This is a genomic window from Maribellus sp. YY47 (assembly GCF_023111095.1).
In the GTDB taxonomy this organism is placed as follows: domain Bacteria; phylum Bacteroidota; class Bacteroidia; order Bacteroidales; family Prolixibacteraceae; genus Draconibacterium.
In genome coordinates this window covers 1-26,416 of record NZ_JALGYW010000008.1, presented here as the reverse complement: position 1 = coordinate 26,416, position 26,416 = coordinate 1, and the positions used below count along the sequence as shown (strand labels likewise).

The 26,416-nt window shown below is 42.1% G+C and carries 24 protein-coding genes; 13 read left to right on the top strand and 11 right to left on the bottom strand.

The features are described from left to right. Nucleotides 1-125: 125 nt before the first annotated feature. The 3 genes from thrA to bcp form a co-directional block, all read right to left on the bottom strand. Nucleotides 126-2,546 carry a bifunctional aspartate kinase/homoserine dehydrogenase I gene (thrA, locus tag MR764_RS08000; protein ID WP_247978886.1) on the bottom strand — a complete coding sequence of 807 codons (2,421 nt, stop codon included), beginning with the start codon at nt 2,544-2,546 and terminating at the stop codon, nt 126-128. A gap of 78 nt (nt 2,547-2,624) precedes the next feature. Beyond that, nucleotides 2,625-3,650, bottom strand: coding sequence for a recombinase RecA (gene recA, locus MR764_RS07995; protein ID WP_282189166.1), 1,026 nt, complete (start codon nt 3,648-3,650; stop codon nt 2,625-2,627). A gap of 6 nt (nt 3,651-3,656) precedes the next feature. Continuing rightward, complete coding sequence (bcp, locus tag MR764_RS07990; RefSeq protein WP_247978885.1) at nt 3,657-4,121, bottom strand: thioredoxin-dependent thiol peroxidase; 465 nt, start codon at nt 4,119-4,121, stop codon at nt 3,657-3,659. A gap of 155 nt (nt 4,122-4,276) precedes the next feature. On the opposite strand from bcp, the gene MR764_RS07985 reads away from it, so the two are divergent. From MR764_RS07985 to floA, 4 genes are read left to right on the top strand one after another with little or no spacing between them, the layout of a single operon-like run. Continuing rightward, the gene (locus tag MR764_RS07985) at nt 4,277-5,656 is read left to right on the top strand and encodes an SPOR domain-containing protein (protein WP_247978884.1); all 1,380 of its coding nucleotides are present in this window, start codon (nt 4,277-4,279) and stop codon (nt 5,654-5,656) included. Then, a complete protein-coding gene (locus tag MR764_RS07980; protein WP_247978883.1) occupies nt 5,653-5,931 on the top strand; it encodes an ATP-dependent Clp protease adaptor ClpS in 279 nt (92 codons plus the stop codon). The genes MR764_RS07985 and MR764_RS07980 overlap by 4 nt, the downstream gene beginning before the upstream one ends. Nucleotide 5,932: 1 nt before the next feature. Then, nucleotides 5,933-6,406: an NfeD family protein gene (locus MR764_RS07975; RefSeq protein WP_247978882.1), complete on the top strand. Its 474-nt coding sequence runs from the start codon at nt 5,933-5,935 to the stop codon at nt 6,404-6,406. A gap of 1 nt (nt 6,407) precedes the next feature. Beyond that, nucleotides 6,408-7,385 carry a flotillin-like protein FloA gene (gene floA, locus MR764_RS07970; RefSeq protein WP_247978881.1) on the top strand — a complete coding sequence of 326 codons (978 nt, stop codon included), beginning with the start codon at nt 6,408-6,410 and terminating at the stop codon, nt 7,383-7,385. Nucleotides 7,386-8,845: 1,460 nt separating this feature from the next. Here floA and MR764_RS07965 read toward each other — a convergent pair. Together MR764_RS07965 and MR764_RS07960 are read right to left on the bottom strand one after the other, a co-directional pair. Then, the gene (locus MR764_RS07965; protein ID WP_247978880.1) at nt 8,846-9,559 is read right to left on the bottom strand and encodes a LytTR family DNA-binding domain-containing protein; all 714 of its coding nucleotides are present in this window, start codon (nt 9,557-9,559) and stop codon (nt 8,846-8,848) included. Then, the gene (locus tag MR764_RS07960; RefSeq protein ID WP_247978879.1) at nt 9,543-10,619 is read right to left on the bottom strand and encodes a histidine kinase; all 1,077 of its coding nucleotides are present in this window, start codon (nt 10,617-10,619) and stop codon (nt 9,543-9,545) included. Before MR764_RS07960 ends, MR764_RS07965 begins: the two co-directional genes overlap by 17 nt. Nucleotides 10,620-10,828: 209 nt before the next feature. On the opposite strand from MR764_RS07960, the gene MR764_RS07955 reads away from it, so the two are divergent. From MR764_RS07955 to MR764_RS07945, 3 genes are all read left to right on the top strand, one after another. Next, nucleotides 10,829-11,185, top strand: a complete 357-nt coding sequence (locus MR764_RS07955) for a MotA/TolQ/ExbB proton channel family protein (protein WP_247978878.1) — start codon at nt 10,829-10,831, stop codon at nt 11,183-11,185. Nucleotides 11,186-11,300: 115 nt separating this feature from the next. Further along, nucleotides 11,301-11,603, top strand: coding sequence for a DUF5995 family protein (locus tag MR764_RS07950; protein WP_247978877.1), 303 nt, complete (start codon nt 11,301-11,303; stop codon nt 11,601-11,603). Then, nucleotides 11,558-12,058 carry a DUF5995 family protein gene (locus MR764_RS07945; protein ID WP_247978876.1) on the top strand — a complete coding sequence of 167 codons (501 nt, stop codon included), beginning with the start codon at nt 11,558-11,560 and terminating at the stop codon, nt 12,056-12,058. The genes MR764_RS07950 and MR764_RS07945 overlap by 46 nt, the downstream gene beginning before the upstream one ends. Nucleotides 12,059-12,102: 44 nt before the next feature. Here the strand turns inward: MR764_RS07945 and ftcD are convergent, their stop codons facing one another. Beyond that, nucleotides 12,103-13,800 (bottom strand): glutamate formimidoyltransferase, encoded by a 1,698-nt coding sequence (gene ftcD / locus MR764_RS07940; RefSeq protein ID WP_247978875.1) that lies wholly within the window; start codon nt 13,798-13,800, stop codon nt 12,103-12,105. Between the two features lie 97 nt (nt 13,801-13,897). Continuing rightward, nucleotides 13,898-15,160 (bottom strand): imidazolonepropionase, encoded by a 1,263-nt coding sequence (gene hutI / locus MR764_RS07935; protein ID WP_247978874.1) that lies wholly within the window; start codon nt 15,158-15,160, stop codon nt 13,898-13,900. A 406-nt stretch (nt 15,161-15,566) separates the two neighbouring features. On the opposite strand from hutI, the gene MR764_RS07930 reads away from it, so the two are divergent. Then, nucleotides 15,567-17,162 carry an AbgT family transporter gene (locus MR764_RS07930; RefSeq protein ID WP_247978873.1) on the top strand — a complete coding sequence of 532 codons (1,596 nt, stop codon included), beginning with the start codon at nt 15,567-15,569 and terminating at the stop codon, nt 17,160-17,162. A 79-nt stretch (nt 17,163-17,241) separates the two neighbouring features. Here the strand turns inward: MR764_RS07930 and MR764_RS07925 are convergent, their stop codons facing one another. After that, nucleotides 17,242-17,412 carry a 4Fe-4S binding protein gene (locus MR764_RS07925; protein ID WP_247978872.1) on the bottom strand — a complete coding sequence of 57 codons (171 nt, stop codon included), beginning with the start codon at nt 17,410-17,412 and terminating at the stop codon, nt 17,242-17,244. 315 nt (nt 17,413-17,727) lie between these two features. Here MR764_RS07925 and MR764_RS07920 point away from each other — a divergent pair, with 315 nt between their 5' ends. Then, on the top strand, nt 17,728-18,378 hold the full coding sequence (locus MR764_RS07920) for a hypothetical protein (RefSeq protein WP_247978871.1): 651 nt from the start codon (nt 17,728-17,730) through the stop codon (nt 18,376-18,378). Here MR764_RS07920 and MR764_RS07915 read toward each other — a convergent pair. Together MR764_RS07915 and MR764_RS07910 are read right to left on the bottom strand one after the other, a co-directional pair. Further along, a complete protein-coding gene (locus MR764_RS07915) occupies nt 18,372-19,514 on the bottom strand; it encodes a glycosyltransferase family 2 protein (RefSeq protein ID WP_247978870.1) in 1,143 nt (380 codons plus the stop codon). The two genes, MR764_RS07920 and MR764_RS07915, sit on opposite strands and share 7 nt — an antisense overlap. Nucleotides 19,515-19,635: 121 nt before the next feature. Further along, the gene (locus tag MR764_RS07910; RefSeq protein ID WP_247978869.1) at nt 19,636-20,238 is read right to left on the bottom strand and encodes an OmpH family outer membrane protein; all 603 of its coding nucleotides are present in this window, start codon (nt 20,236-20,238) and stop codon (nt 19,636-19,638) included. Between the two features lie 269 nt (nt 20,239-20,507). On the opposite strand from MR764_RS07910, the gene MR764_RS07905 reads away from it, so the two are divergent. After that, nucleotides 20,508-21,383 carry a proline dehydrogenase family protein gene (locus tag MR764_RS07905; RefSeq protein WP_247978868.1) on the top strand — a complete coding sequence of 292 codons (876 nt, stop codon included), beginning with the start codon at nt 20,508-20,510 and terminating at the stop codon, nt 21,381-21,383. A 49-nt stretch (nt 21,384-21,432) separates the two neighbouring features. On the opposite strand, the gene MR764_RS07900 is transcribed toward MR764_RS07905, so the two are convergent. Further along, nucleotides 21,433-22,002 (bottom strand): nitroreductase family protein, encoded by a 570-nt coding sequence (locus tag MR764_RS07900; protein ID WP_247978867.1) that lies wholly within the window; start codon nt 22,000-22,002, stop codon nt 21,433-21,435. A gap of 275 nt (nt 22,003-22,277) precedes the next feature. Between MR764_RS07900 and MR764_RS07895 the strand changes: the two genes are divergently transcribed. From MR764_RS07895 to MR764_RS07885, 3 genes are all read left to right on the top strand, one after another. After that, nucleotides 22,278-23,273: a winged helix-turn-helix domain-containing protein gene (locus MR764_RS07895; RefSeq protein ID WP_247978866.1), complete on the top strand. Its 996-nt coding sequence runs from the start codon at nt 22,278-22,280 to the stop codon at nt 23,271-23,273. A 111-nt stretch (nt 23,274-23,384) separates the two neighbouring features. Next, nucleotides 23,385-24,869, top strand: a complete 1,485-nt coding sequence (locus MR764_RS07890) for an FGGY family carbohydrate kinase (protein WP_247978865.1) — start codon at nt 23,385-23,387, stop codon at nt 24,867-24,869. A gap of 44 nt (nt 24,870-24,913) precedes the next feature. Continuing rightward, a complete protein-coding gene (locus tag MR764_RS07885) occupies nt 24,914-26,266 on the top strand; it encodes a Gfo/Idh/MocA family oxidoreductase (RefSeq protein WP_247978864.1) in 1,353 nt (450 codons plus the stop codon). The last annotated feature ends 150 nt before the right edge of the window (nt 26,267-26,416 follow it).

Genomic DNA, 26,416 nt, shown 5'->3' with positions numbered 1-26,416 from the left:
TAATTTTTAGTTTGTAACGAAACACATGAAATTCGCAGTACTGCCAAATTCCGCACTTCAGAAGAATTCGGGGCCTTACTCCTTTCATGATTCAAGTCACAACGAATAAGTAACAAAAAACAGATTTATATGTTTGAAACCTTGATCAGGTCGGCAAAAACACCGGCCGCCGTTACCGAGGCTCCCGCTCCGTATCCCTTGATCAGCATCGGAAACTCCTGGTACCGCTCGGTTGTGTACATCACCAGGTTATTACTTCCCTCCAAATCAAAAAACGGATGGGTAGCATCAACTACCTCAAGTCCTGCCTCCGCTTTCCCATTCTCAAAACGGGCAACAAACCTCCATTTTTTATTTTCAGCTGCCAGCTTTTTCCGCTCTGCTTCAAATCTCGCGTCCAGCGCCGGTACCCCCTTCCAAAATTCATCCAGCGTACCTTCAAACAAAGCATCCGGCACAAAGCGTTTAATCGAAACATCATCCATTTCAACACGATAACCGGATTCTCGCGCCAGGATCAAAATCTTACGCGCCACATCCACTCCGCTTAAATCAATACGCGGATCGGGTTCGGAATACCCTTCCTCTTTGGCCATCATAATGGTTTTGCTGAGCGGAATCTCTTCGGATATTGTATTGAAAATATAATTTAATGTCCCCGACAAAACGGCTTCAATCTTCAAAATCCGGTCACCCGAATTCACCAAATCGTTCAATGTATTAATAATCGGCAAGCCTGCCCCTACATTGGTTTCGAACAGGAACTTCACACCTTTCCGCTTGGCTATCTTTTTAATTTCGGCATAATTTTCATAATCAGACGATGCCGCAACCTTATTCGCCGCAACAATGGCGATGTTGGCATTGAGAATTTCTTTATACAGCGACGCTGTTTTTTCGGAAGCAGTGCAGTCGACAAAGACCGAATTATAAATATTCATTTCTTTCATTTCGTCGACAAATCCCTGCATCGACGAAACTTTTTCTGACTGATTGAGTTTATCCTTAAATTCTCCAATATCAATTCCTTCGCGTTCAAAAAGCATTTTCCGGGAATTGGCAACACCGGTCAACTTTAAGCGAAGGTGTTTCTCTTTCAGCAGTTTTTCCTGCTGCTGTTTGATCTGTTGCAAGAGATTGCCACCAACCGTTCCAATCCCCATCAAAAAGATGTTCAATTCAACAAATTCGGAAAGGAAAAACGATTCGTGAACAACATTCAGCGTTTTGCGAAGTTCTTCGTTTTTAACCACCCACGAAATGTTCAACTCCGAGGCGCCCTGTGCAATAGCGATAATATTCACGCCGTTACGCCCGATGGTCGAAAATAGTTTACCGGCAACACCTGTGGTTTTTTTCATGTTTTCGCCGACAATCGCAACCACCGAAACTTCTTTTTCAATGTCAAGTTTATTTACCTGACCACTTGCAATCTCTTTCTCAAATTCTTCCCGAATCGCTTGCTCTGCCTTGTCCAGCATTTTTTCTTCTATCGCAACACTGATGGAATTTTCGGATGATGCCTGCGAAATCAGGATCACGTTCACATTTACTTTGGCCAACGCAGTAAACAAACGCATCGAAATTCCGGTAACTCCCACCATGCCAATCCCCTGCATGGTCAAAAGTGATATTCCTGAAATCGACGATATTCCTTTGATCGGACGGTCAAAACCGTTTCTAACATCCTTCACAATCCGTGTTCCCGGATTTTCGGGTTCAAAGGTATTTTTGATCAGAATTGGGATTCCTTTCTGATAAACCGGCAAAATAGTTGGCGGATATATCACCTTTGCGCCAAAATGCGAAAGTTCCATTGCTTCGGAATAAGTAAGTTCCGGAATGGTATAAGCTTTTCGGATAACACGCGGATCGGCCGTCATAAAACCGTTTACATCGGTCCAGATTTCCAGAATTTCCACGTCGAGTGCAGCGGCAATAATGGCAGCAGTAAAATCAGAACCGCCACGTCCCAGTGTAGTAAATTCGCCTTTGCTGTTTTTTGAAATAAACCCGGGAGCCACTATAATCCCCTTAAATCCGGAAAAAGCTGCTTTTATGTTTTTATTGGTCACTTCAAAATCGACAGAAGCTTTTCCAAAATTGCTGTCGGTCTGAATTAGCAACGACGAATCTTTGCGTTCGGCCCCGATAAAAGCGGCAATAATATGCGACGACATCCGCTCGCCAATTCCGGCGATTCGATCGAGCGTCTTTGCAGTAAGCTCTCCCACTAAAGTAATACCGGTAAGAATCTGTTCGAGCTCGTCCAGCAGTTTCTCCACAACTTCCCGAACCGGTTCATTTCCGTCAAAAAGTTCCTGCATGGTATCGCGATGCCTTTCCCTGATTTCCGTAAGTTCCGTATGAAAGTCACCGGTACCCGTGGCAGCGTTGGTCGCTGCCTTCAGTATTTTATCGGTTATGCCGCCCAGCGCGGACACTACAACAATTACGTCATCGTTCTGAGCCAGAACAATGTCTTTAACTTTTTTGATGTTTGTGGCGGAACCTACGGATGTTCCACCAAATTTTAAGACTTTCATACAATATATATTTATAAAAAAACCGGATGAATCGACAGAAACAATTCATCCGGCAAATTCTTTCTATGTATAATACTATTATTCCATCGTAACGGCTCCCGTTATGGCTTCAACTATTTTCGTTTCCAATTCCTGTGCTAATTCAGGGTTATCCATGATAAGGTTACGCACCGTTTCGCGTCCCTGACCAAGTTTTGTTTCCCCATAGCTGAACCATGAACCACTTTTTTTGATCAAATTATACTGAACTCCCAAATCGACAATTTCACCTGATTTGGAAATTCCTTCACCATACATAATATCAAATTCGGCTTTACGGAATGGCGGCGCCACTTTGTTTTTCACCACTTTTACACGCACATGGTTTCCGTTTATTTCCTCTCCGTCTTTGATCTGGCCAATGCGACGAATATCCAAACGCACGGAAGCATAGAATTTCAGCGCATTACCACCGGTAGTTGTTTCGGGATTTCCGAACATTACACCGATTTTCTCGCGCAACTGGTTGATAAACACACAACAGGTTTTTGTTTTGTTGATGTTGGCTGTCAGTTTCCGGAGGGCCTGTGACATTAAACGAGCTTGTAACCCCATTTTGGAATCACCCATTTCTCCTTCCAATTCAGCCTTCGGAGTTAAAGCTGCCACCGAGTCGATCACCACAATATCCAACGCTCCGGAACGAATCAGGTTGTCAGCAATTTCAAGTGCCTGTTCCCCGTTATCGGGTTGAGAAATCAGCAATTCATCAATATTCACTCCGAGTTTTTTAGCGTAATACGGGTCGAAGGCATGCTCTGCATCGATAATTGCAGCAATACCTCCTGCCTTTTGTGACTCGGCAATCGCATGAATCGCAAGCGTGGTTTTACCCGAAGATTCCGGGCCATAAATTTCCACGATACGACCTTTGGGGTAGCCACCAACTCCCAGTGCCACATCCAGAGCAATGGAACCCGAAGAAATGGCCGGGATATCCACCTGCGGATTGTCTCCCATACGCATGATGGATCCTTTTCCGTAACTCTTTTCAATTTTATCCATGGTAAGCTGAAGCGCTTTCAGCTTTTCCTTATTCATCAGACTTTTTTCTTCGCTAGTCATTTTTGGTTATAAGTTAAGTGTGTTGATGATTTGGTTACTGTGATCTTTTGTATCTACTTTTTCGAAAATTTCCTGAATTACGCCCTTTTCATCAATCACGAAGGTTGTGCGTAAAACACCCATGTACGATTTTCCATACATCGATTTTTCGCCCCAGGCACCGTAAGCTTCAAGTATTTCTTTCTCCGTATCGGCAATCAGGTTAAACCGGAAACCAAATTTCTCGATGAATTTCTGGTGCGATTTCTCACTGTCCGGACTAACTCCAACTACATCAAAGCCTTTTTCGAGCCAGGCATCGTAATTGTCGTTCAGGTTACAAGACTCTGCGGTACAACCGGGTGTGTTGTCCTTGGGATAAAAATACAGGATCAGTTTTTTCCCTTCAAAGTCTTTCAAAGCGATTTTTTCACCGTTTTGATTTACCCCTTCAAACGCAGGAGCTTTATCTCCAACTTTTAAATTTGTCATGATTTTGCTTCGTTCTGTTCTACAAATATAACTGATTAAATGATAAAACTCAGGTCTCCATTTCACTTCTTGTTCATCAATTCAGCGTAATTTAAATTCTTCGAAACATTGTTTTTTGTTAAATTTGACTATCGAAAACATAAACGACTTCAGGAATGGAACTGAGAAAAATCAACATACTCTTAACAACATCAATCCTTTTATTGTTTGCTGTATTTCCGCTTTTCGCCGGAGCACAGAAAAACCCACTCGTCGAAGCCATTCTGCGTTTCGATGAAGGAAAATACGCAGAAGCAGAATCGTTGTTAGCTCCGCAAATCGCAGAAAATCCCGACAACCTGATGATCAACTATTATTACGGTGCTTGCCGAACCGAAAACGGTCATTACGGAGCCAATGAGATCAATTATTTACTAAAGGGAAGCATGGGTGAGTCGCCCTTAAAAACAAACTACTACCTAGGCGTTCAATACCAGGCGATGCTGCAATGGGACAAGGCATTGAGTTGCTTCGAGAAATTTGCAAAAACATCCGATCAAAACGAGCAGGCCTCGCTGGGTCTGTCTGAAAAAATTCAGCAGTGTAAAGATCATTTCAGTCCTGTTGAAGTTAAACAGGAAGACATTGCACCGGTTCCGTTGGCCAGAGAAGAAGAACCAAAACCGGACAGTGACTCAATAATATATACAACTCCTGCTGACACGAACGCACCTGATACTTTAAACCAGGAAGAAGAGCTTGTTCCCGAACCCAAAACGAAACCAGATAAAACAAACAGAACCGCCCCTATCAATTTTGACATCAACAGCGAAATGACCTATATAGATACGTCCAATTTTCAAACTATCGATGGACTCCAGGCCTATTTACAATGGAAAAAACTCCGTCACGAACTGGACTCTGTCACCCGACAACTGGACGACTGGCGTCAAAAGTATGCCGAAGCCAACACTGCATCGTTTAGAGAAGCTCTGGGACAAAAGATTGTGGACGCTGAAGGTGGACTTTTCAACCTTCAACGCGACACACGGGAAAGCTTGCAGAAAGCCCGTCAAACCGAATCGGATTACTGGAATACACAACCTGAGGAGATCCGAAATGAATTCAAATTGCGGCTCAGAGAACTGGCGACTTCGTATAATCAGCCAGAACCTGCTAAGGCTGAAGTCCTTGACACTTCGCTGATCATCTCCGCCGAAATACTCCCTGATGCCGTTGAACCAACCCCACAGGCTGCAACCGAACAGGAAGACGAACTTGTGTACAAAATTCAGCTCGGAGCCTACAGCCGTGGTTTGCCCGCATACATCAAAAGGCAATTCGACAAGCTGTCGCTTATCCGAAAAATTGATCAGTACACCGACGAAAAAGGAGTTGTTGTCTACACCACGGGAAGCCTCTCAAATTATGAAGATGCGCTAAAAATGCAAACACAGGTTCGCCGCGAGGGCATACAAGATGCATTTGTTGTGCCGTACTTTAACGGAAAAAGAATAACTTTGAATGAAGCTAAAAAACTGGAGGCAGAGCAATGACATTAAAGGAACCAAAGAATATTCCGACACAGAAACCAAACGAAGAAGTTTTAAAAGAGAATTCGTTGATTTTGCATAACGACGATGTGCATACTTTCGATTATGTAATCGACGCGTTAATCGACATCTGCGATCACGAGATTGAGCAGGCAACCCAATGTACTTACCTGGTTCATTACAAAGGAAAATGCGATGTAAAAAAAGGTACATTCTCCACCTTAAAACCGATGAAAGACGCACTGATTGAACGAGAACTAAACGCTACCATAGACTAACATGTCAATATTTGCCATAATACTATTGATCTTACTCGGACTCGTACTTTTATTGATCGAGTTTGCAGTAATTCCCGGAGTTACGATTGCCGGAATCGGCGGATTTCTGCTATTGATTGCGAGTGTTTACATTGCCTTCACCGATTTGGGAACCGGGGCCGGTTTTATAACACTTGCTGTCGTTCTGATACTGGCGCCTGCAATGGTGTACTATTTCTTTAAATCGAGAACCGGGAAAAAGATGATTCTCGAAAAAAACATCGATGGAAAGGTAGAACTTATAAACATTGAAAAAATCAAGATCGGCGACACCGGAAAAACCATCGGGCGGCTGGCACCTACCGGCAAGGTAAGGGTGAATGGAGAAGTTGTGGAAGCTCAATCCACCGGATCATTTATCGATCACAACACTTCCATTAAAGTTTTAAAAATCGTTTCCAATAAAATAATTGTTGAACCTATAAAGAATAATTAAAATGACAGAAGTAGCAGGCACCTGGGGATTGATCGTGGGAGTAATCGTATTACTGTTCATCATCCTCTATTTTATTCCAATCGGACTTTGGTTTTCGGCACTTGTTTCGGGAGTGCGAATTTCATTGATTCAGTTATTTCTGATGCGCTTTCGTAAAGTACCTCCGGGAGTTATCGTTCGTGCATTAATTGAAGGGACAAAAGCAGATGTGCCGCTCGTTCGCGACGCACTGGAAGCCCATTACCTGGCAGGCGGACATGTTGCCAGAGTTGTACATGCCCTTGTTTCGGCGGCAAAAGCAAATATTGATCTTACTTTTAATATGGCAACAGCTATCGACCTGGCCGGACGTGACGTTTTTGAGGCCGTTCAAATGTCGGTAAACCCAAAAGTAATTAATACTCCACCGGTTACTGCAGTTTCCAAAGACGGTATTCAGCTGATTGCAAAAGCACGTGTAACCGTTCGCGCCAATATCCGCCAATTGGTTGGAGGTGCCGGAGAAGAAACAGTGTTGGCCCGTGTTGGCGAGGGAATCGTATCTTCTATCGGATCGTCACACTCGCACAAAGCCGTACTTGAAAATCCCGACTTCATTTCGCGTGTTGTATTGGAAAAAGGCCTGGATGCAGGAACAGCCTTTGAAATCTTATCGATCGATATCGCCGACATTGACATCGGCAAAAACATAGGTGCAGTATTACAAATGGATCAGGCGGAAGCAGATAAAAACATTGCACAGGCCAAAGCAGAAGAACGCCGCGCCATGGCTATCGCGCTGGAGCAGGAAATGATCGCCAAGGCTCAGGAAGCCCGTGCAAAAGTTATCGAAGCTGAAGTTCAGGTACCCCTGGCAATTGCTGAAGCATTCAGAACCGGAAACCTCGGCGTTATGGATTATATGAAATACAAAAACATTATGGCCGATACTTCTATGCGCGACTCAATAGCGGGCGAAGGGGCTAAACCCAAAGAATAAAGGAACACTTCTCAAAATAACCAAAAGCCTTGTTTTTCGAAGCAAGGCTTTTTTTATGACCTGTTTCTGCAATTATTATTTTCATATTCCTTTCTTCGCTGACGATCTGCAGACGGCTACGATTCTGTGTCGTACCCTTTTATTGTCTTGTTCTCTCACTCTGAAACAATTAAAATTATCTTTCTATAAAACACAACAACTACATTCGATCATTATGATAGATTATTGTTATATATGATAGATTTTTGTATTAAAATAAATCCATTTCTCAACATTATGACCGTATTCCAATCAAATATTTGCCTTATACTTGAATCATAAATTTAGTTCATAAGTTTAGGTTTGATTAGTTTTATTGGTTTAGTTAGAAAAAGGATGGGTGTTACTCATCCTTTTCTTCTTTATCTCAGTAAACAATCTTGAAAACCGCTCACAGTCCGTTTCTCAACAATCATTTTCATTTCATTCTCACCATTCCAAATACGCATAAATCCCGCCAAAGAGCCATAAATTAACTCTATGCTATAAAACATGTTTTTTAACATTCGCTTAACCTCTGTCTGCTATTTTCACTTTACATTTGTCACAGTTTTAGTTCATAAGTTTAGGTTTGATTAGTTTTATTGGTTTAGTTAGATGAAAGGATGGGTGTTGACCCGTCCTTTTTTGTTTTTCTTTCTTTATCAATCCTTCGAGCAGCACACACCCGTTCCCCGAATACTTTCACTTCATTCTTCACCATTAAAATCCTTCATAAATACCGTCGAAGAGCCATAAAATAACTCTATGTTATAAAACATGTTTTTTAACATTAGCTTAACCTCTGTCTGCTATTTTCACTTTACATTTGTCACAGTTTTAGTTCATAAGTTTAGGTTTGATTAGTTTTATTGGTTTAGTTAGATGAAAGGATGGGTGTTGACCCGTCCTTTTTTGTTTTTCTTTCTTTATCAATCCTTCGAACAGCACACACCATTTCCCAAATACTTTCACTTCATTCTTTGCCATTAAAATCCTCAATAAATACCGTCGAAGAGCCATAAAATAACTCTATGTTATAAAACATGTTTTTTAACATTCGCTTAACCTCTGTCTGCTATTTTCACTTTACATTTGTCACAGTTTTAGTTCATAAGTTTAGGTTTGATTAGTTTTATTGGTTTAGTTAGATGAAAGGATGGGTGTTGACCCGTCCTTTTTGTTTTCTGGCTGCTACACTCGTTTGCTCTCCCACTCCTTCAGCTCATCATATAAAATCACCGATAGATTTGATCGAAAGCACATAGATAACTCATATGTTATAAAACACACTTTTTAACATTCGGTTAACCTCTGAATAACATAACCGACTTATCTTTGCAGCATAGTTTTAGTTCATAAGTTTAGGTTTGATTAGTTTTATTGGTTTAGTTAGATGAAAGGATGGGTGTTGACCTGTCCTTTTTTGTTTTCACCAATCGTTAAATTCCCAATCTTCCCATAACCTGTTCTCTGTAACCTCTGCTAATGGGTAATTGTCGCTTCCCTATTTCAACGTATTCAGCTGTATATGAATCGATGCTTTTCAAAGCAACAATATAAGACCTGTGAATCCGCAGAAAATCGCTTTGGGGTAGTTTTACTTCGATATTGGAGATAGTTTCGCGTGTAACTACATTTTTATCCTGAAAATGAATCCGTACGTAATCGGCAATACTCTCAATAAAATTGATTTCCGAAAATTTAATCCGGACCATTTTACGATCCGAACGCACAAAAAAGAAATCGGAATCATCGGATTCTGAAACAGTCTCTGTTACCTGACTGACAGGAACATTTTCGACCATGTATTTTTGAATTCCCTGTAAAAAGCGCTCAAAAGAAATGGGTTTCAGTAAATAATCGACCGCCTGCAAGTCAAATCCGTCAACAGCATATTCGCGATAAGCAGTCGTAAATATTACTTTGATGTTCTTATTTATTGATCGGGCAAACGACAATCCAGACATTTCGGGCATATTAATATCCAGAAAAATCAGGTCGATTGACTTACTACTGATAATTTGAAACGCCTGAAGGGCACTTTTACACGATGCGACCAACTCAAAGCTTTCGAGTTTTGCCAGATGGCTTTCCAGAATCTCCCGGGCAACGGGTTCGTCGTCCACTACCAGGCACTTAACTTTCTTGCTCATTTTGTATTTCCAGGTTTTCGATTGTCAATTCGGCCCAATACCAGTTCTTTTCTATTTGCTTACTCAGTTTATACCGGTTTCGGTAATTGAGGTCAAGTCTTTTTCTGATGTTTTCCAATCCGATTCCGGCTTTCTCCTTCCCGTTTTTATCCTCCAGATTTGTATTGCCTACCCTAAAACGTAACCGATTATCACCGATCTCAATCTTCACGATAATTTGCAAAAAGCCGTTAACCAGATTCCCGTGTTTGAATGCATTTTCAACAAAAGGCATCAGCAGCATCGGAGCAATTTGTATCCTCTCTCCAATCTCCTCCGATTCGAACTCCACTTTCAGCGTATCCTTAAAACGTATTCTTTCCAATTCAACATATTCCTGTATGTGCTGCACCTCTTCGCGAAGGTCAACCATCGGCTTGCTGACCTGATATAAAATATAGTCCAATAAATTGGATAGCTTTAATATTATTTCGGGGGTTTGCGCCGACTGTTTTAACGCAAAGCCGTAGATGGTATTCAGGGTATTAAACAAAAAATGCGGATGAATCTGCATCTTCAGGTAATGCAACTCCTGATCCTTCATCTGCAACTGTGTTTCCAGTATTTTATTTTGCAGCTCCCGGTTTTGAGATGCTGTTTTAAAATTGGAATTCAGTAAAGTAAAAAAGCTAACAACGCCCGCGACCATATACACCAGCAGAAGAATAAAAAGGAAATTTTTACTCATCGGCGGCATTACCGCAGTATTAAAACTTAAAAGAAAAATGAGGCATCCATACAACACCAACACGATGATATACGACGAAACTACGATGGTGTAAAAACTGTAAAGCGCAAACAACAGGTACTTCTTCGCCAGCAAATATTTTGGGATCAGGTAATACACCACAAAATAGGTGACCGCCATGGTTACCGGAAGCAAACAACTCGAAAACCAAGTGATGTAACGCTGATCGTTTGAATTATAACTAAAAAAATAATAGAAGAAAAACCACACTCCAATCCAGAATATTGAGTGCAGAAAAATGGTTTTTGAGTTCTGTTTTTTTAGCCTGATCATACAACAATATTACTGAAAATCTGCTGATTTACTTTCATTTATCGACAGAATGCAGCTTAAAGGGGAATTTTGACATAATCTCAGTATAAATTTCCGTTTATACCTTTAAATTTGTTGAAAAGCACTTTATTTAAGGCATCTGTCTGATTAAAAATTTTGCGGTTCAGGCTTTCTTTAAATTTGAATCATTAACCATAAAAACAGAAAAAATGAAATCAATTATCGGAAAATTTATCGATGGAGGTCCTGCTTTTACTGTACTCATTTTTGCATGTTTAATCATCGTTCTGATTCTGTTTACTGCAGGCCTGCTAAAAAAAGAAAGCCGCCCAAAGCTCATGGAATTAATAAAACACATTGGCTGGTTTGCTGTAGCCTGGGGATTTATGGGGCGAACTTTTGGTCTGATCCATGCTTTTGACGCCGTTTCTGCTCACGGGGAATTGACCCCCAGTTTGCTTGCCGAAGGCTTAAAAATGGCGCTGGTCGATCCGTTAATGGGAATCTTTGTTTTTGTCATCGCCCGCCTCTGCATTATTGTAATGGTAGCGATACAAAAGCGTTGAACGAAAACACTCCAACCAAAGACGATAAACTGGATAAACCTAGTTTCAAGCGATTTTTAAACTGGAGTCAACTCTTATGGCGGTTAACTGTTTATTGGGAAATAACTTTTCAAACATGAACAGAAAACCGCTTAACTCAATCGACGAAGTCATCGAAATTCTTGATTCAATCGTTGAAGAATCCATCCAAAAAGAAGATACACCGGGATATTTTGCAGTGTTGTACCGAAGGGTAACAATCGAGATAAAAGAAGGGATTGAAGCCAACCGTTTTGAAGATGGGCAACGAATGGAAAAGCTGGATGTCATTTTTGCCCAACGGTACATCGATGCCTATTACAATTGGAAAGACGGTAAGGCTGTAACATCATCATGGAAAAGGCTTTTAAGCAGGCAAAAAACAATCAGTTACTGGTGATTCAACATCTGTTATTGGGAATAAACGCCCACATTAACCTCGACCTGGGAATTGCCGCAGCAGAAGTATCCGAACCCGGTAAAATCAATCGTATTGAAAATGATTTTAACCAGATCAATCAAGTCCTTTCGTCTCTGGTGGAAGAAGTTCAGGGAAATCTTTCTTCAATTTGGCCATTTCTACAGAAAATACTTTCACTATCAGGCAAGATCGATAATTTCGTTATTGACTTTAGCATGAAACTGGCACGCGACGGCGCCTGGAAATTTGCAACTGATATCGCAAACCATGATCGATTAGAATGGCCGGAGCAAATTTCAATCCGCGATCAGAAAGTGGCCAAAATTGAACAAATAATAATTCGTCCGCGGAAATGGATTCAATTTATAATCTGGATAATTCGGCTGTCTGAAAAAGGAACCGTGGCCGAAAAAATAGAAAAACTAACGCGGTAACTTAACATTGTAAGCCACCGCGTCTTTTTTATTTCAACTAAACTCTAAGATTTAATTTTCCCGTAGACTACAGCCAGTATTTCCTCCTCTTTTTGTTTGGCCGACTGCAGCAGCTTGTCAGCAAGCGCGAGTTTTTCATTCAGAAATTCCTTGTCTCCAAAACCGGCGGCATTGATTTTTACGTTTAAATACGCTCCTTCAACAGCTGTTCGCGCACACAGTGCACCAACGCCCGCATCCGAAACTGAGTTTGGATTTCCAAAATCGGCCATGGCTTTCATCACTTCCAGCGAGTCATGCGCCAGCTGCATCACTTTCAGTGGAACCTCAATGGCATTTTTTGTGGCATCCTGAATCGCCTGTTTTCGTTCAACCTTTTCCTGATCGCTTGATTTGGGCAAACCAAAGGCCGCCATTATTTTATTGAAAGCGTCGGTATCTTCATCCACACACTGCAACAACGCAGCATGAAAGTGCTTCCCTTTTTCTGCCCAGTCAGAGAATTCTTCCCAACGTTCATCCCATCCGCGTTTGTGAGCTGAGAGATTGGCCACCATCGACCCGAGCGCTGCACCCAAGGCTCCTACATAAGCGGAAATAGAACCGCCTCCGGGCGCGGGAGATTCGGAAGCTGTCTCGTCTTTAAACTGCGACAAAGTCAGATCCACCAGCTTTCGTGCATTTTTATCCTCGATAACATACTCGATTATTTTCTTTCGGGGATCAAATGGGCCAAGATCATCCAGCCCAAGCGATTTTACGGCAATTTTGATAATCTCCTCATCCGAAATTCCGGTTGAACGTTGTTGTTTGCGCAGGAAATATTTTCCGGCCTCCAGCATCGACTGCAAAGGAATCAGTCCGACCAATTCAGACCCGGTTGCCCGGAGTCCGCGCTCCCGAGCCTTTTCTGACACTTCATCAAATGCAACATGAACCGGCGTTACAGTGATATCGGTAAGGTTAATCGAAATCTGGGCGATGCCATATTCTTCGATGTACCATCCAATTGCACGTGTCTTTTTTAAACTACCGGGAATCCTGACCGGCTCACCGTTTTCATCGGTTACAATTTCACCGGTAACCGAATCTCCTTCGCGTTTTACACGGCCCGCTTCCCGGATATCAAAAGCAATGGCATTTGCCCGCCGGGTAGATGTGGTATTTAAGTTCACATTGTACGCCACCAAAAAATTACGGGCACTAATTGCCGTTGCTCCACTTCCTTTTACACGCTCGTTCCAGGCGTCGGGACCAAAATCAGGCTTCCATTCAACCGACGAGATTCTGTCTTTCAAACCTTCGTATTCTCCTGAACGGCAGTTTGCCAGGCTTCTTCTTTTTTCGTTAAACGCTGCAAACTCGTAGCAAAACACCGGTATTCCCAACTCATTCCCTACCCTTTCGGCCAGTTTTCGCGCATATTCCACGGCCTCATCCATGGTTACATTGGCAACAGGCACCAGTGGACATACATCGGTAGCACCAAAGCGCGGATGCTCACCTTTGTGCTGGCTCATATCAATCACCTCGGCAGCTTTTTTTATTCCTCTGAAAGCAGCTTCCACCACATCATCGGGTTCACCAACAAAAGTTACCACTGTACGATTGGTTGCCTTGCCCGGATCAACATCCAGTAAACTAATGCCTGCCACACTTTCGATGACATTGGTAATTTCCTTGATTATACTCATATCGCGGCCTTCAGAAAAATTAGGCACGCACTCGATAATTTTTTTCATAGTTTAGCTTTTATGGAGCAACATTAAGTTGCCGCCTTTACTCAATTACCCTTTAAGAGGCTAATTTAAGACATGCGCAAAGTAAAGAGAATGATTTTTAACAGCGTTCGAATGTTTGAATTTCTCCGTTCAGGATAACCGTTTCCACCAGGCTGGATCCATAATAATACGGGAGATATTCAATTCCGGGCACTTCGGAGGTGATAAACAGGTTGGCCACTTTTCCCCGGGCAATACTTCCGTATGAATCGTTGATTCCCATGGCATAAGCGCCATTGATGGTAGTCGCGTTGATCACCTCTTCGGGAAGCATTTTATAGTTGATACATCCCATTGATGCAATGAGGTTCATGTTACCGCTGGGCGAAGATCCGGGATTAAAATCGGAGGCCAGCGCTATGGGCAGACCGGCATCGATCATTTCGCGCACCGGAGACAGTTTCATACCTAAAAAGAAAGCAGCTCCCGGTAATACCGTCGGCATGGTTTCGCTGTCTTTTAATGCAGCAATTTCGTTCTCCTCGATAAATTCGAGATGATCGACCGAAAGTGCGCCGTATTTTACCCCCACCTGAACACCGCCGGTTAACCCCAATTCGTTGGCATGAATTTTTGGTTTCAATCCGTATTTAATTCCGGCCATCAGAATCCGTTCGGTATCTTCTACCGAGAAAAATCCCCGATCGCAAAATACATCAATGTAATCCGCCAGTTCTTCAGTTGCCACTTGTGGAATCATTTCATTGATCACCACATCTACATACTTCGAGGGATTACTTTTATATTCAACCGGAATGGCATGAGCTCCCAAAAAAGTAGCCCTGACGCAAATTGGTGCGGTTTCCTTTATCCAGCGAATAACCCGAAGCATTTTGAGCTCGTCTTCCGTATTTAAGCCATAACCACTTTTAATCTCCACCGCTCCGGTTCCCATCTTCATTATCTCTATCACCCGCTCCATCGCATCATTATAAAGCTCTTCTTCCGATGCTTCGTGCAAACGTTTCGCCGAATTTAAAATACCACCACCGCGGCGTGCAATTTCTTCGTACGAAAGTCCTTTTATGCGATCGACAAATTCCTTTTCGCGCGACGAAGGATATACCAAATGCGTGTGCGAATCGCAATAAGCGGGATACACCAACCGCCTCGAACAATCAATCTCTATCAATAAATCATCGTCGCGATACACATCTTTCAACTGATCCATTCGCCCAAATTCTTCAATTACTTCATCGCGAATAATTACAAAGGCGTTTTGGATGGTCGTTACCTTCCCCATTTCCCTACCTGCCCGGTACGATACAGGATCGTCTTCCACCTGAACAAGTTCTCTTATATTCTCGAGTAATAGCTTCATTGTAAAAATGCTTTTAAATCATCATTCTGCAACAAGGACACAACTTCCAACCGGATCCTTATTTCTTCCCGCTGTTTACCTTCCAACAAAAATTCAACTTTTGGCAGGCTGAACGTTCTTGTTAAGCGATGTTTGACTTAGTTCTTAAAATTCTTTTCAACTCATTCTGACAGAGCCACCAAAGTCAGCAACCTGCACTAATTTTAATAATAAGGTACAAAAATGCCGGCATAAATCAAGCTTTAAATCACATAAATTCAAATGACAAATTTCACCCTGTTTAACGTAATTATTCAGATATTCAGGAATAAAATCTATCCTGAGCGAAATAATACAAAGGCAGAAAAGATCATTTCGAAATGAATCCGGCAGGAATTGCTATTTTCGGCATACAAAACTTGCGACCATGCTCAAAAAAGTACCTCATACTTATGTTATTGTTTTCGGATTGATTGTTTTATGCGCTGCATTAACATGGGTTATTCCGGGTGGAGAATTCGAAAGAAATGACGTAGTGGTGAACGGTGTGGAACGCAGTGTGGTGAAAGTCGGCTCGTTTCATTTTACCGAGAGTAAACTGCAAACCTGGCAAATCTTTTCCTCCTTTTTCGACGGTTTTTTGCGTACTTCCAATATTATTGCGCTGATTGTAATGATCGGCGGTGCATTTTGGATTTTGAACGACAGCAAATCCATCGACATCGGCATCCTTTCGTTCCTTCGTTTCCTGAAGCGTTGGGAGAAATCAAAACTACTGGCTCGAATAGGCGTGAACAACATTATTCTAACAGGAGTAATGACTGTATTTAGCTTGTTTGGAGCCATTTTCGGAATGAGCGAAGAAACCATTGCCTTCACCATTATTTTTGTTCCGCTTGCCATTTCGATGGGCTACGATTCGATTGTTGGGGTGTCGATGTGTTTTGTTGCGGCAGCCCTTGGTTTTGCCGGTGCATTTCTGAATCCTTTTACGATTGGCATTGCGCAGGGCCTGTCCGACATCCCGCTGTTTTCTGGTATTGAATACCGTATGATCATGTGGTTGGTCATCAACATTGTCGGGTTCACCTATATTCTTCGATATGCTGCCAAAGTGAAAAAGACTCCCCAAAAATCGCCGGTATACGAAGACGACAATTACTGGCGTTCGCGAAGTGAATCCCTACATTCAGGAAGTCGAAATATAAACTCAAAACCGGCCTGGTTTGTATTGACACTACTTTCGATCAGCCTCATTGTTTTTTCGGTGTTGATCCCTGAAAGTCATATCCTTGTAGGCAACCAAACCTATAACTTCCCGGCACTACCTGTTGCAACGGTACTGTTCGTAGTCATGGGAATCTTCACTCTACGGCATTCGGTCCAGTATTTTATTCTTACGTTACTTACTTTTACCATCGTTTTTTTAGTGATCGGAGTGATGGGACACGGGTGGTACATCAAGGAAATTGCCACCATTTTTCTGTCCATGGGTATTTTCTCCGGAATGGCAGCCAACAAATCGCCCAATGCAATTACCAAACTTTTTCTGGATGGGGCAAAAGATATACTTCCGGCAGCTTTAATTGTTGGATTGGCTCGTGGAATTGTTGTTATCCTTGAAGACGGAAATGTGATCGACACCATTCTTTTTTATGTGTCTGATTCGATGAAAGATTTTGGAGAAGTAGGGTCGATGACGCTTATGTATGCCATTCAAACTTCGCTAAATGTATTTATCCCCTCCGGTTCGGGTCAAGCCGCTCTGACCATCCCGATCTTGTCGCAAATTTCTGATTTAATTGGCATTTCGCGTCAGGCAACCGTAACCGTTTTCCAACTGGGTGACGGCTTTACCAATATGATTACGCCAACATCCGGAGTTTTGATCGGCGTATTGGGAATTGCAAGGATTCCTTACGAAAAGTGGTTTAAATGGATGGCACCGTTTATGGTAATTTTGATCGTGCTTGGTTTTCTGCTACTATTGCCCACCGTCCTGATTCCCCTGAGCGGATTCTAAAAAATTGAAGTAATCGGTAAAAAATAGCATAAAAAAAGCCCGTATAAAACGAGCTTTTTGAATTTCTTATGTTGTCCGGCTATTCGTCGATTGAAATTGCTTCTACCGGGCAAACTTCTGCGCAAGAACCACAATCAGTGCAAAGGTCCGCATCAATGGAGTAGATATCACCTTCCGAGATCGCGTCAACCGGGCACTCATCTATGCAAGTTCCGCATGCAATACATTCATCTGAAATTTTGTATGCCATAACAATGAAGTTTTAGTTAAACATTAACGTTTCAGCAAATGTACAAGTTTTGATAAAAAAACAAACGCCATCGTTCATTTAATTCCCCCGATTTGTCAAATACACACATAAGTGACTGATTATCAACAGATAAAACTCCCCTGCACTGTTAATATTCAATTAATTTATATCACCATTTCTTTTCTTATGAAAAAAGCCGTGAAGCACACCGGTAATGTCGTAAATTTGATTGAGGTATAATTATTGTTGTTTTTCGATACTCGCAATGAGATCAACATAGGTAAGAAAACAACACAAAATCCAAAAATTAAACGAATGAAAAAGATCGCCTCCTTGCTGCTTGTTTCCATTTTATTTTGCTGGAGTTGTAAAAGTCCCAAAAGTGTTATAGAAGTTGCACCGACAAAACCACCGGTAGTAACGAGCGAAATAACCTACAGCTATTCAGCCGACCAGATCCGCTACGGGAAAAACAACTTTAAACGGGCTTGGGCCAATAAAAACAATGTTCAACTTCTTCACCTTTCCATACTAAATAACGCTGATGATGCCATTCACGGAAGCCAGCTCGGTTTTTATTCGGATGGGAACAAGCTCGAAATGGTCAATAACAGACTCGCGGCCGAGAAATTGGGCACCCGGCGCTTTCCCAAGGCCGCATATGTAATTCCCGTTGCCATTGTGTTTTATGTTGCATGGGAAGTAATTTTGGAAATGGTGGGAGTAAACGACGATCTCGACGGTGACGGATTTAGCGACTATCCCGACTTTCCGCAAAATAAGGAAGAAAAAGCCCCCACTGAAAAAATGAACTTTGTGCAACGCGAACTTTACCTCTTCAATATCGCCAGCGAAATTATTTATCCCCATAAAAAGGTGGAAGGATTTGTTGCTTTCCGCTCGAAAAAGCCCATCACAGAATTAACCATTAAACTGGAAGACACCGATTACAAAGTGGTTCAATGATTCGTTTCAGCATCCAGTTTTTCACATTGTTCTTCCAGGTTTGCTTTTTCATAGAAGCCTGCGTGGGCAAAATTCAAAAACTTCAGAATTCTGAAAGCGTTGAATTTCTGGAAGAAACGCTTTTGAAACATACCGACAGAAGCACAGTTCGCATTTAATTCAGCCAGATCTTCGTCAAAAACATCCTCGGTTAAAAATGCAGCCACCGACTTGGGTAATTCGCTGATGATCTTTTGGTATCCGGATTCATCAATAAGATACAAATCTGCTACCCGATCAAAAAATGCCTTTAAGTCGCTGAAAGCATCAAAATTATATGTCGAAGTCAGGTCTTCTTCTCCAGCGAGCCACTTCTGCAAAATAGGGCCGGTACCAAACGGCACCCTATCAGACAACCGTGCCGATGGCTGGACTGTGGTAGTAAGAATTTCTCCCACGCGTCCGATTTGAACGAGGTTTTGCAGGAAGTAAAAATCTTCCCCAGCCTGCCGACGGTTCATTCCCCCGCGTTTTACATAGGCCTGTGCCGTAACAGCAAAGGCCGAGCCCACGGTGAACATCGAAAAAGGATAGCCCGCATAATCCAACGCTCGTTTATAATAGCCGAGGTACTTTTCATACAATTCAATTCCCTGCAGTTGTTTGGATTCGAGATTTTCGGTTTGATGCGAAAACGAGATGGTAGCCCCCACTTCCTTTGGATTATTTCTGAAATGGTTCTCAATTTCAACCAAATAATTCGGCTCTACCAATGTATCAGCATCCAACGAAACAATAATACCATCGTTCTTACCTATGGCATTAAACCGAAGAAGGGCTTCATCCATTCCTTTTTTTCGCGCCAGCCCTGCTCCTGCCCACTTTTTTCGGAGTTCCACAGGTCCAATGGCAAAGAATGACAATTTGCTTTTGCAGTTTTTGCCGATCCACACATCCAGTTCCGTTCTGGTTTTTTGGTTAAACGATTGGGTTGCTTCTGACGCTACCTCGGAATGGTTGATCAAAACAAGTACTTCAACCGCCATTTCCGGCAAAATACATCTTTCGAGCGAGCGCAATGTATTCAAAACAGCAGGTTCGCGCAGGCACGGAATTACTACAACGATCCCGAGACCACTATCAGGCTTCTGCGGCAACAGAGCCTCTATGTTGTTTTTGATTATATATTGATTGGCAAACACAGTAGTACAAAACTAAAATAAACGGCAAAAAAAATCCGGGCTATACCCGGATTTAATTTATGTTGAATGTTTTTGTCTATTTGTCTTTTGCAGCCTTATGCTCCTCATTCAAAGCAGCCAGCACTTCTGCAGTAAGATTATGCGCTTCCGGGCCAATCAAAACCTCCCCCGAGTTGAAGATGAAATCGTATTTGGCGGTTTCGTTGTAACGTTTCAGGTAATCCATCAGGTTATCCAGAATCTTCTTGTTATTTTCCTGCTGAATTTCCATCAACTTAGCCGACAATTCCTGATCAAGTTTTACGATTTCCTGCTCTTTTCCAAGTAAACGATCGCGTTCTTTAACGGCAGTTTGCTCGGTTAAAAATCCTCCGCGTTGTAATTTTTCCTGAAATGCAGCAGCTTCTTTTTCAAATGTCTGACGTTTTGTTCCGTATTCACTGTTATAAGCTTCCTGTTTCTTTGAAAACTCGTCGTGCAGCTCCTGGGCCAAATCATAATTAACAATAATCGAGTCGGCTTTGACATATGCTATTTTCAATCCGCCAAGTGATTCGTTGCTCTTACTTCCGTCTGTCGCGGTTGTATCATTACCACTGCCTCCTGTAAAATGAAGAACATATAACACGGCAACTGCCACAAATAACACTGCACTAACAACAATTGATGATCCTTTCATTACAATTTTACTTTAAATTCAAACAAGTAGGTTTATTCTTTTTATAGACCGAACAAAGATAATTTTTTCGTTGAAACGCAATATAGCAAACCTGTTTTTTTAATCTTATTAACAACCGCTACGTCGGGAAACCTGCATTAAATCATAATTCGTGAATGATAAACGTCATTGAATTAAAGTTACTGCCGATACTAATTTTACCGTGGAAAAAATAGTATTAATTAAAATTTGGAATGTTGAACAAGATCATATCAAATATATTACCCTACATGCCAAAGAAATTGGTGTGGGTATTTTCGAAACGGTATATCGCCGGCGAAACGATTGAAGACGCAGTACTGGCTTCAAAATTGCTTAATGCGAAAAATATTGAAGTAACCATCGACATCCTGGGCGAGTTTATTAAAAACCTCGACGAAGCAGAACAAAACTGCAAGGATTACCTGGATGTGATTGAGCGGTTCACAACAGAGAATGTAAAAGGAAACTTTTCGGTTAAGCCCACGATGTTTGGCCTGCTGATCGACAAAGAAGTATGCTATAAATATATGCGCGAGGTTGTAAAAATGGCAGCTTCTAAAAATTCGTTTATCAGAATCGATATGGAAGATTCGCAGTGTGTCGATATGGAAATTGAAATATTCAGGAGACTACGTACCGAATTTCCGGCCAACGTAGGACTGGTTTTACAAGCCTACATGAGACGGACAAAGAGCGACCTGGAAGCGTTAAACGACCTGAATACTGAAGCACACCCGATCAGTTTCCGCCTTTGTAAAGGAATTTACATTGAGCCTGAAAAAATTGCCTTCAAAGGCTACCAGGAAGTCAGGGACAATTACCTGGCCGACCTGAAATTCATGTTCGAAAACAAGATGTACGCCGGTATCGCCACGCACGATAAATACCTGGTAGATGAAGCCATCAAAATGATCCGGGAAATGAACATTCCGAAACACATGTACGAATTTCAGATGTTGTACGGCGTTACCCCGGAACTTCGTCAAAGCATTGTTGACGACGGTCACCTGATGCGCGTTTATGTTCCCTACGGGCTAAAATGGTTCAACTATTCAACCCGCAGGCTCAAAGAAAATCCAAAAATGGCGCAACACATTATTAAAGCACTTTTTGTAAGAGGATAATTTTCTGAACATTATACAATGAAAAAGGATGGCTATAAACCATCCTTTTTTATTTCTTCAGCACCAGCACTTCAGTTAACGCTCTTTTGGGTACATGATGAATATCCTTTTCATCGCGCCAGTACTTAATATCGTCGCCGGCAGTGTCAATCACCACTTCTTCTGCAGGTTTACCCAGCGCAATTGCCCAAAGCAATTCCAAATGGGAAGGCAATTCCAGCAGTCGCGCAACCTTGCTCTTGTTAACAGAACCAATAATACACCCGCCACAACCGTCTTCCACTGCAGCTAAAAGAATACTTTGCATGGCAATTCCATCGTCGCAGTAATGATTGTCTGAAATCGTTTTATCTTTTAAAACCATAACATAAGCCACCGGCCGTTCGTGTTCGGCTGGTCCTTTCCAATCGCTTAAATACCCCGCCCAACCTAAAAACGGGAAAATGCTTTCACAAAGCTCGGGTTCCGTAACAATGGCATATTTTAACGGTTGCATATTTCTTCCGCTGGCTGTTAAGCGGGCTAAATCGATCCACTTTTCAATTTGTTCGGGCAATAACTTAAAATCAGGATTAAACCTGCGGTAACTGCGGTTTTTTAGAATTAGGTTACGAAGCATGTTTTTATTTTTGAAAATCAAAATTAGAAGAAAAAAGGATAAAAGTGAAGCGTAAAAAGAATTGCTGACCAAACTTAACCACTAAGAAAAAAACACTACACCCTATCCTTTGGTGGATAAACGCCGGGCTTAATCGCTTATTATTACCACATCATTAATAAATGTTAAAACGTATTACCTGAAATAATTTTCAGTACAAACAAATCCAAACCATTTATTTTTAGCTTTGCATAACAGAACAGAACACTTTTACACAACAAGACTGATTTTATACGATGAGTAAATTAAACATTAAGATCGACGAAAATTCGAACGTGCTGAAATTCCAGCAATTGGTTGAATCGATTATCGATGCCATTAGTCAGAATCAGCTGAAAGAAGGAGAAATGCTTCCTTCGGTAAATCAATTGATCAAGGAATCACAATTATCCCGCGATACGGTTTTTAAAGCATACGCCGAACTGAAAAAAAGAGGAGTGGTGGAATCGGTTCCGAACCGCGGTTATTTTGTTACCAAAAAAATTACCAAAGTCTTTCTTTTCCTCGACACGTTTAAAGCTTACAAAGAAGTCTTGTATCATTCGTTTGTTAAACAGCTGAATAAAAACGTAAGTGTCGATCTGCAATTTCATCATTATAACATTGGTCTTTTTGAAAAGATTATTGATGAGAGCCTCGGAAAATACAGCAAGTACATCATCATGAATTTTGATCACCCAAAAGTGAATCAGATCATCCAAAAAATTCCTGCCGATCAGCTTTTGATCATCGACTGGAACATCCGATCCGACGAAAACACCAATACCGTTCGGCAAGACTTTGGACAAGCAGTATACGATTGCTTTGCCGACAATCTGGATTCGATAAAAAAGTACAATAATTTTGTTTTTTACTATCCACCTTTTACTTACCACCCCAAAGATGCCATTGAGTATTTCAATAAATTCTGCAACGACTTTAAGATCAAGCATGAAGTGATCTACAATGCCGAAGATTTTCGGATCAAAAAAGGCTCACTTTATTTCCTGGTAAGCGACCGCACCCTCGCCCATTTACTCGACCAGTGTGCCGAAATGGGCTACGAGCCGGGACAACAGGTGGGCGTAATTTCCTACAACGAAACTCCCATGAAGAAATATGTAAAAAATGGCATTACCGTAATCTCTACCGGTTTTGAAATAATGGGGCAAAAAGCAGCGGAGTTTGTAAACGCCGGCAAACCGATGAAATTTACGGTCCCGACATCACTGACCATACGTTCTTCGTTGTGATGTTCTAAAACACTTTTTTATTGTTTTGAAAGCTTGGAAACAGGCTTTAAATTTGGCTTACAACAGAACAGAACAGATTAAAATAACTAAAACGACTAAACAATCATAACCATGCACTTATTAGGATTCGATATTGGAAGCTCATCGGTAAAAGTTTCGCTTATTGAAGGAGAAAAAGGCAACCTGGTTGCCAGCGCTTATTATCCAAAACAGGAAATGAAAATTACGGCCCTCCAATCAGGGTGGGCAGAACAAGCCCCCGAACTTTGGTGGGAAAACCTGAAACTGGCTTTGCCAGAAGTGTTATCCCTCTCAAAAGTTTCTCCTGAAGATATTGAGTCAATTGGCATTTCGTACCAAATGCATGGGTTGGTAATGGTCGACAAAAACCTGGAAGTCATCCGGCCTTCCATTATCTGGTGCGACAGCCGCGCCGCTGCCTATGGCGATAAAGCATTTTCTGAAATTGGTGAGCAACGTTGCTTAACCAAGCTGCTGAATTCTCCGGGTAATTTTACCGCATCGAAACTAAAATGGGTAAAAGAAAACGAACCGGAATTATTTGACAAAGTCTACAAGATCATGTTACCGGGCGATTATATCGCCATGAAATTAACCGGGCTGCCACAAACCACGGTCAGTGGTCTTTCCGAGGGGATCATGTGGAATTTCCATGAAAACTCGCTTGCCAATCTGCTATTCGAAAACTATGGATTTTCATCTGAAATAATCCCGGAGATTGTCCCCACATTCGCTGTTTCCGGTCAGGTTTCTGAAAAAGCCGCAAAAGAACTGGGGCTTTCAACTAAAACAAAAATAAGCTACCGGGCCGGCGACCAACCCAACAATGCTCTTTCGCTCAACGTGCTGAATCCCGGCGAAATTGCAACCACTGCAGGTACTTCCGGAGTGGTTTACGGAGTAAGCGACGAAATAAAATTCGATCCAAAATCGAGGGTAAATACTTTTGCCCATGTAAATCACACCGGTAAAGATCCGCGTTTGGGTGTTCTGCTCTGCATCAACGGAACCGGTATTTTAAATGCCTGGCTAAAAAGAATGGTCGGAGAAAACCTTTCGTACGAAGAAATGAACGAACTGGCTTCCCAGGTAGCTATTGGCGCCGATGGATTGTCAATTCTTCCGTTTGGAAACGGGGCTGAACGCGTATTGCAGAACAGAAATATCGGTTCGCAGTTTTCCGGAATTGACTTTAACCGTCACAGCAAAAGCCACCTGTTACGCGCTGCACAGGAAGGCATTGTGTTTTCGTTCAGATATGGCATGGACATCATGAAAAATATTGGGATCGATGCAGCAGTTATCAAAGCCGGAAAAGCAAATATGTTCCTCAGTCCCCTATTTCGGGAAACGCTGGCAGGAATTTCGGGCGCTACCATCGAATTGTATAACACCGACGGATCGGTTGGTGCAGCGCGCGGCGCTGGTGTTGGCTCGGGGTATTACAAATCCTTTACCGAGGCCTTCATCAACCTGAAAAAACTGGATGTTATTGAGCCCGACACCAAAAATTCAGCAGCCTACCAGGCAGCCTACGAAAACTGGAAAACCCGGCTCGAAAAGGAAATCGGTTAATAAATGCGACTAAACTGTAAACGTAACCTAAATCAATAATTGTCATGAAAAATTTTTCCAGAAGATCGTTTCTAAAATCCGGCACAGCTGCCGGCATTGGAATAGCATTTATTCCAAATTTAATCAGTTGTTCACCCAATACTCAAAAACTGAGATTTGCGATGATTGGTGTTGGTGGCCGGGGACAAGCCAGTTGGAGCCAGGTTCCGGTTGAAAGCCTGGTGGCCATGTGTGACGTTGATGACCGCCAGACGGAAGAAGCGAAAAAAGCAGTTCCCAATGCCAAATGGTACAAAGATTTCAGGAAAATGTTCGACGAAATGGCCAATGAAATTGATGCCGTTATGATCGCCACTCCTGACCACACCCATTTTCCGGCAGCAATGGCTGCAATGGAACTTGGAAAACATGTATTCGTTGAAAAACCACTGGCCCACAATATCTGGCAATTGCGCACATTAAAAAAAGCAGCTAAACATTATGGCATAGTTTCTCAAATGGGCAACCAGGGTCATACCACCAATGGAATCAGATTGGTAAAGGAATGGTACGAAGCCGGTGTTCTGGGCGAAGTAAAAGAAGTGATAGCCTGGCAGGGAAAGATCGATTTTGAAAAAGACAGCTATTTTGCTCAACCCAATAGTTTTCCACCCGAAGAACAAGCCATTCCTGACGGTTTGGACTGGGAGCTATGGCAAGGGCCTGTAAGCGAGCGCCCGTTTAACAAACTGTATGCGCCAAGAACATGGAGAGGTTTTTACGATTATGGCAACGGCAAACTGGGTGATTGGTGTTGCCACACCCTCGATGCGCCATTTTGGGCACTTGATCTCGGCTTGCCTGAAACAGTGGAAGCATTTGTAAAAGATCCTGTCGCCGATCATAGTTTTGTTGCCACTGAATCGGTTGTTACCTGGAATTTTGGAGCCCGTGGAAATAAAGCGCCTGTTACCATGAAATGGTATGAAGGAATAGAAAAGCCGCAAGTAAAACCGGAGTGGGGACTGAATGAACTGCCCGATGCCGGAATGATTATGATAGGTGACAAACAAACCCTGTTTACCGGGATGAGACCCAATAATCCAAGATTGCTGGTTCCCGAAGAAGAATGGAATGTATTTCTGAAAGATGCTCCGGCACAAAAATTCCCCAGAGTGGGAGAAGAAAAGCCGGTTCAGGAATGGGTGGATGCCATTAAAAACGGTACGCTTCCCGGTTCTAATTTTGACTATTCCGCCAGTTTAATGGAAATGGCACAGGTAGGCGTTTTGGCACAACGTTTCGGAGGAAAAATCACCTACGATGCGCAAAACATGAAAGCTTTAGACAGACCGGAGCTGGATCCTTACATCAAGGAAACGCCACGTGAAGGCTGGGCTTATGGCGAAAACATCTGATACAATCATTAAAATCATATTATAATGGAAGTTTTAAAAGGAAACAAAGAGTATTTCAAAGGAATTGACCAAATTAAATACGAAGGGCCGGAATCAAGAAATCCGCTGGCGTTTAAATGGTACGACGAAAACAAAGTAGTGGCCGGAAAA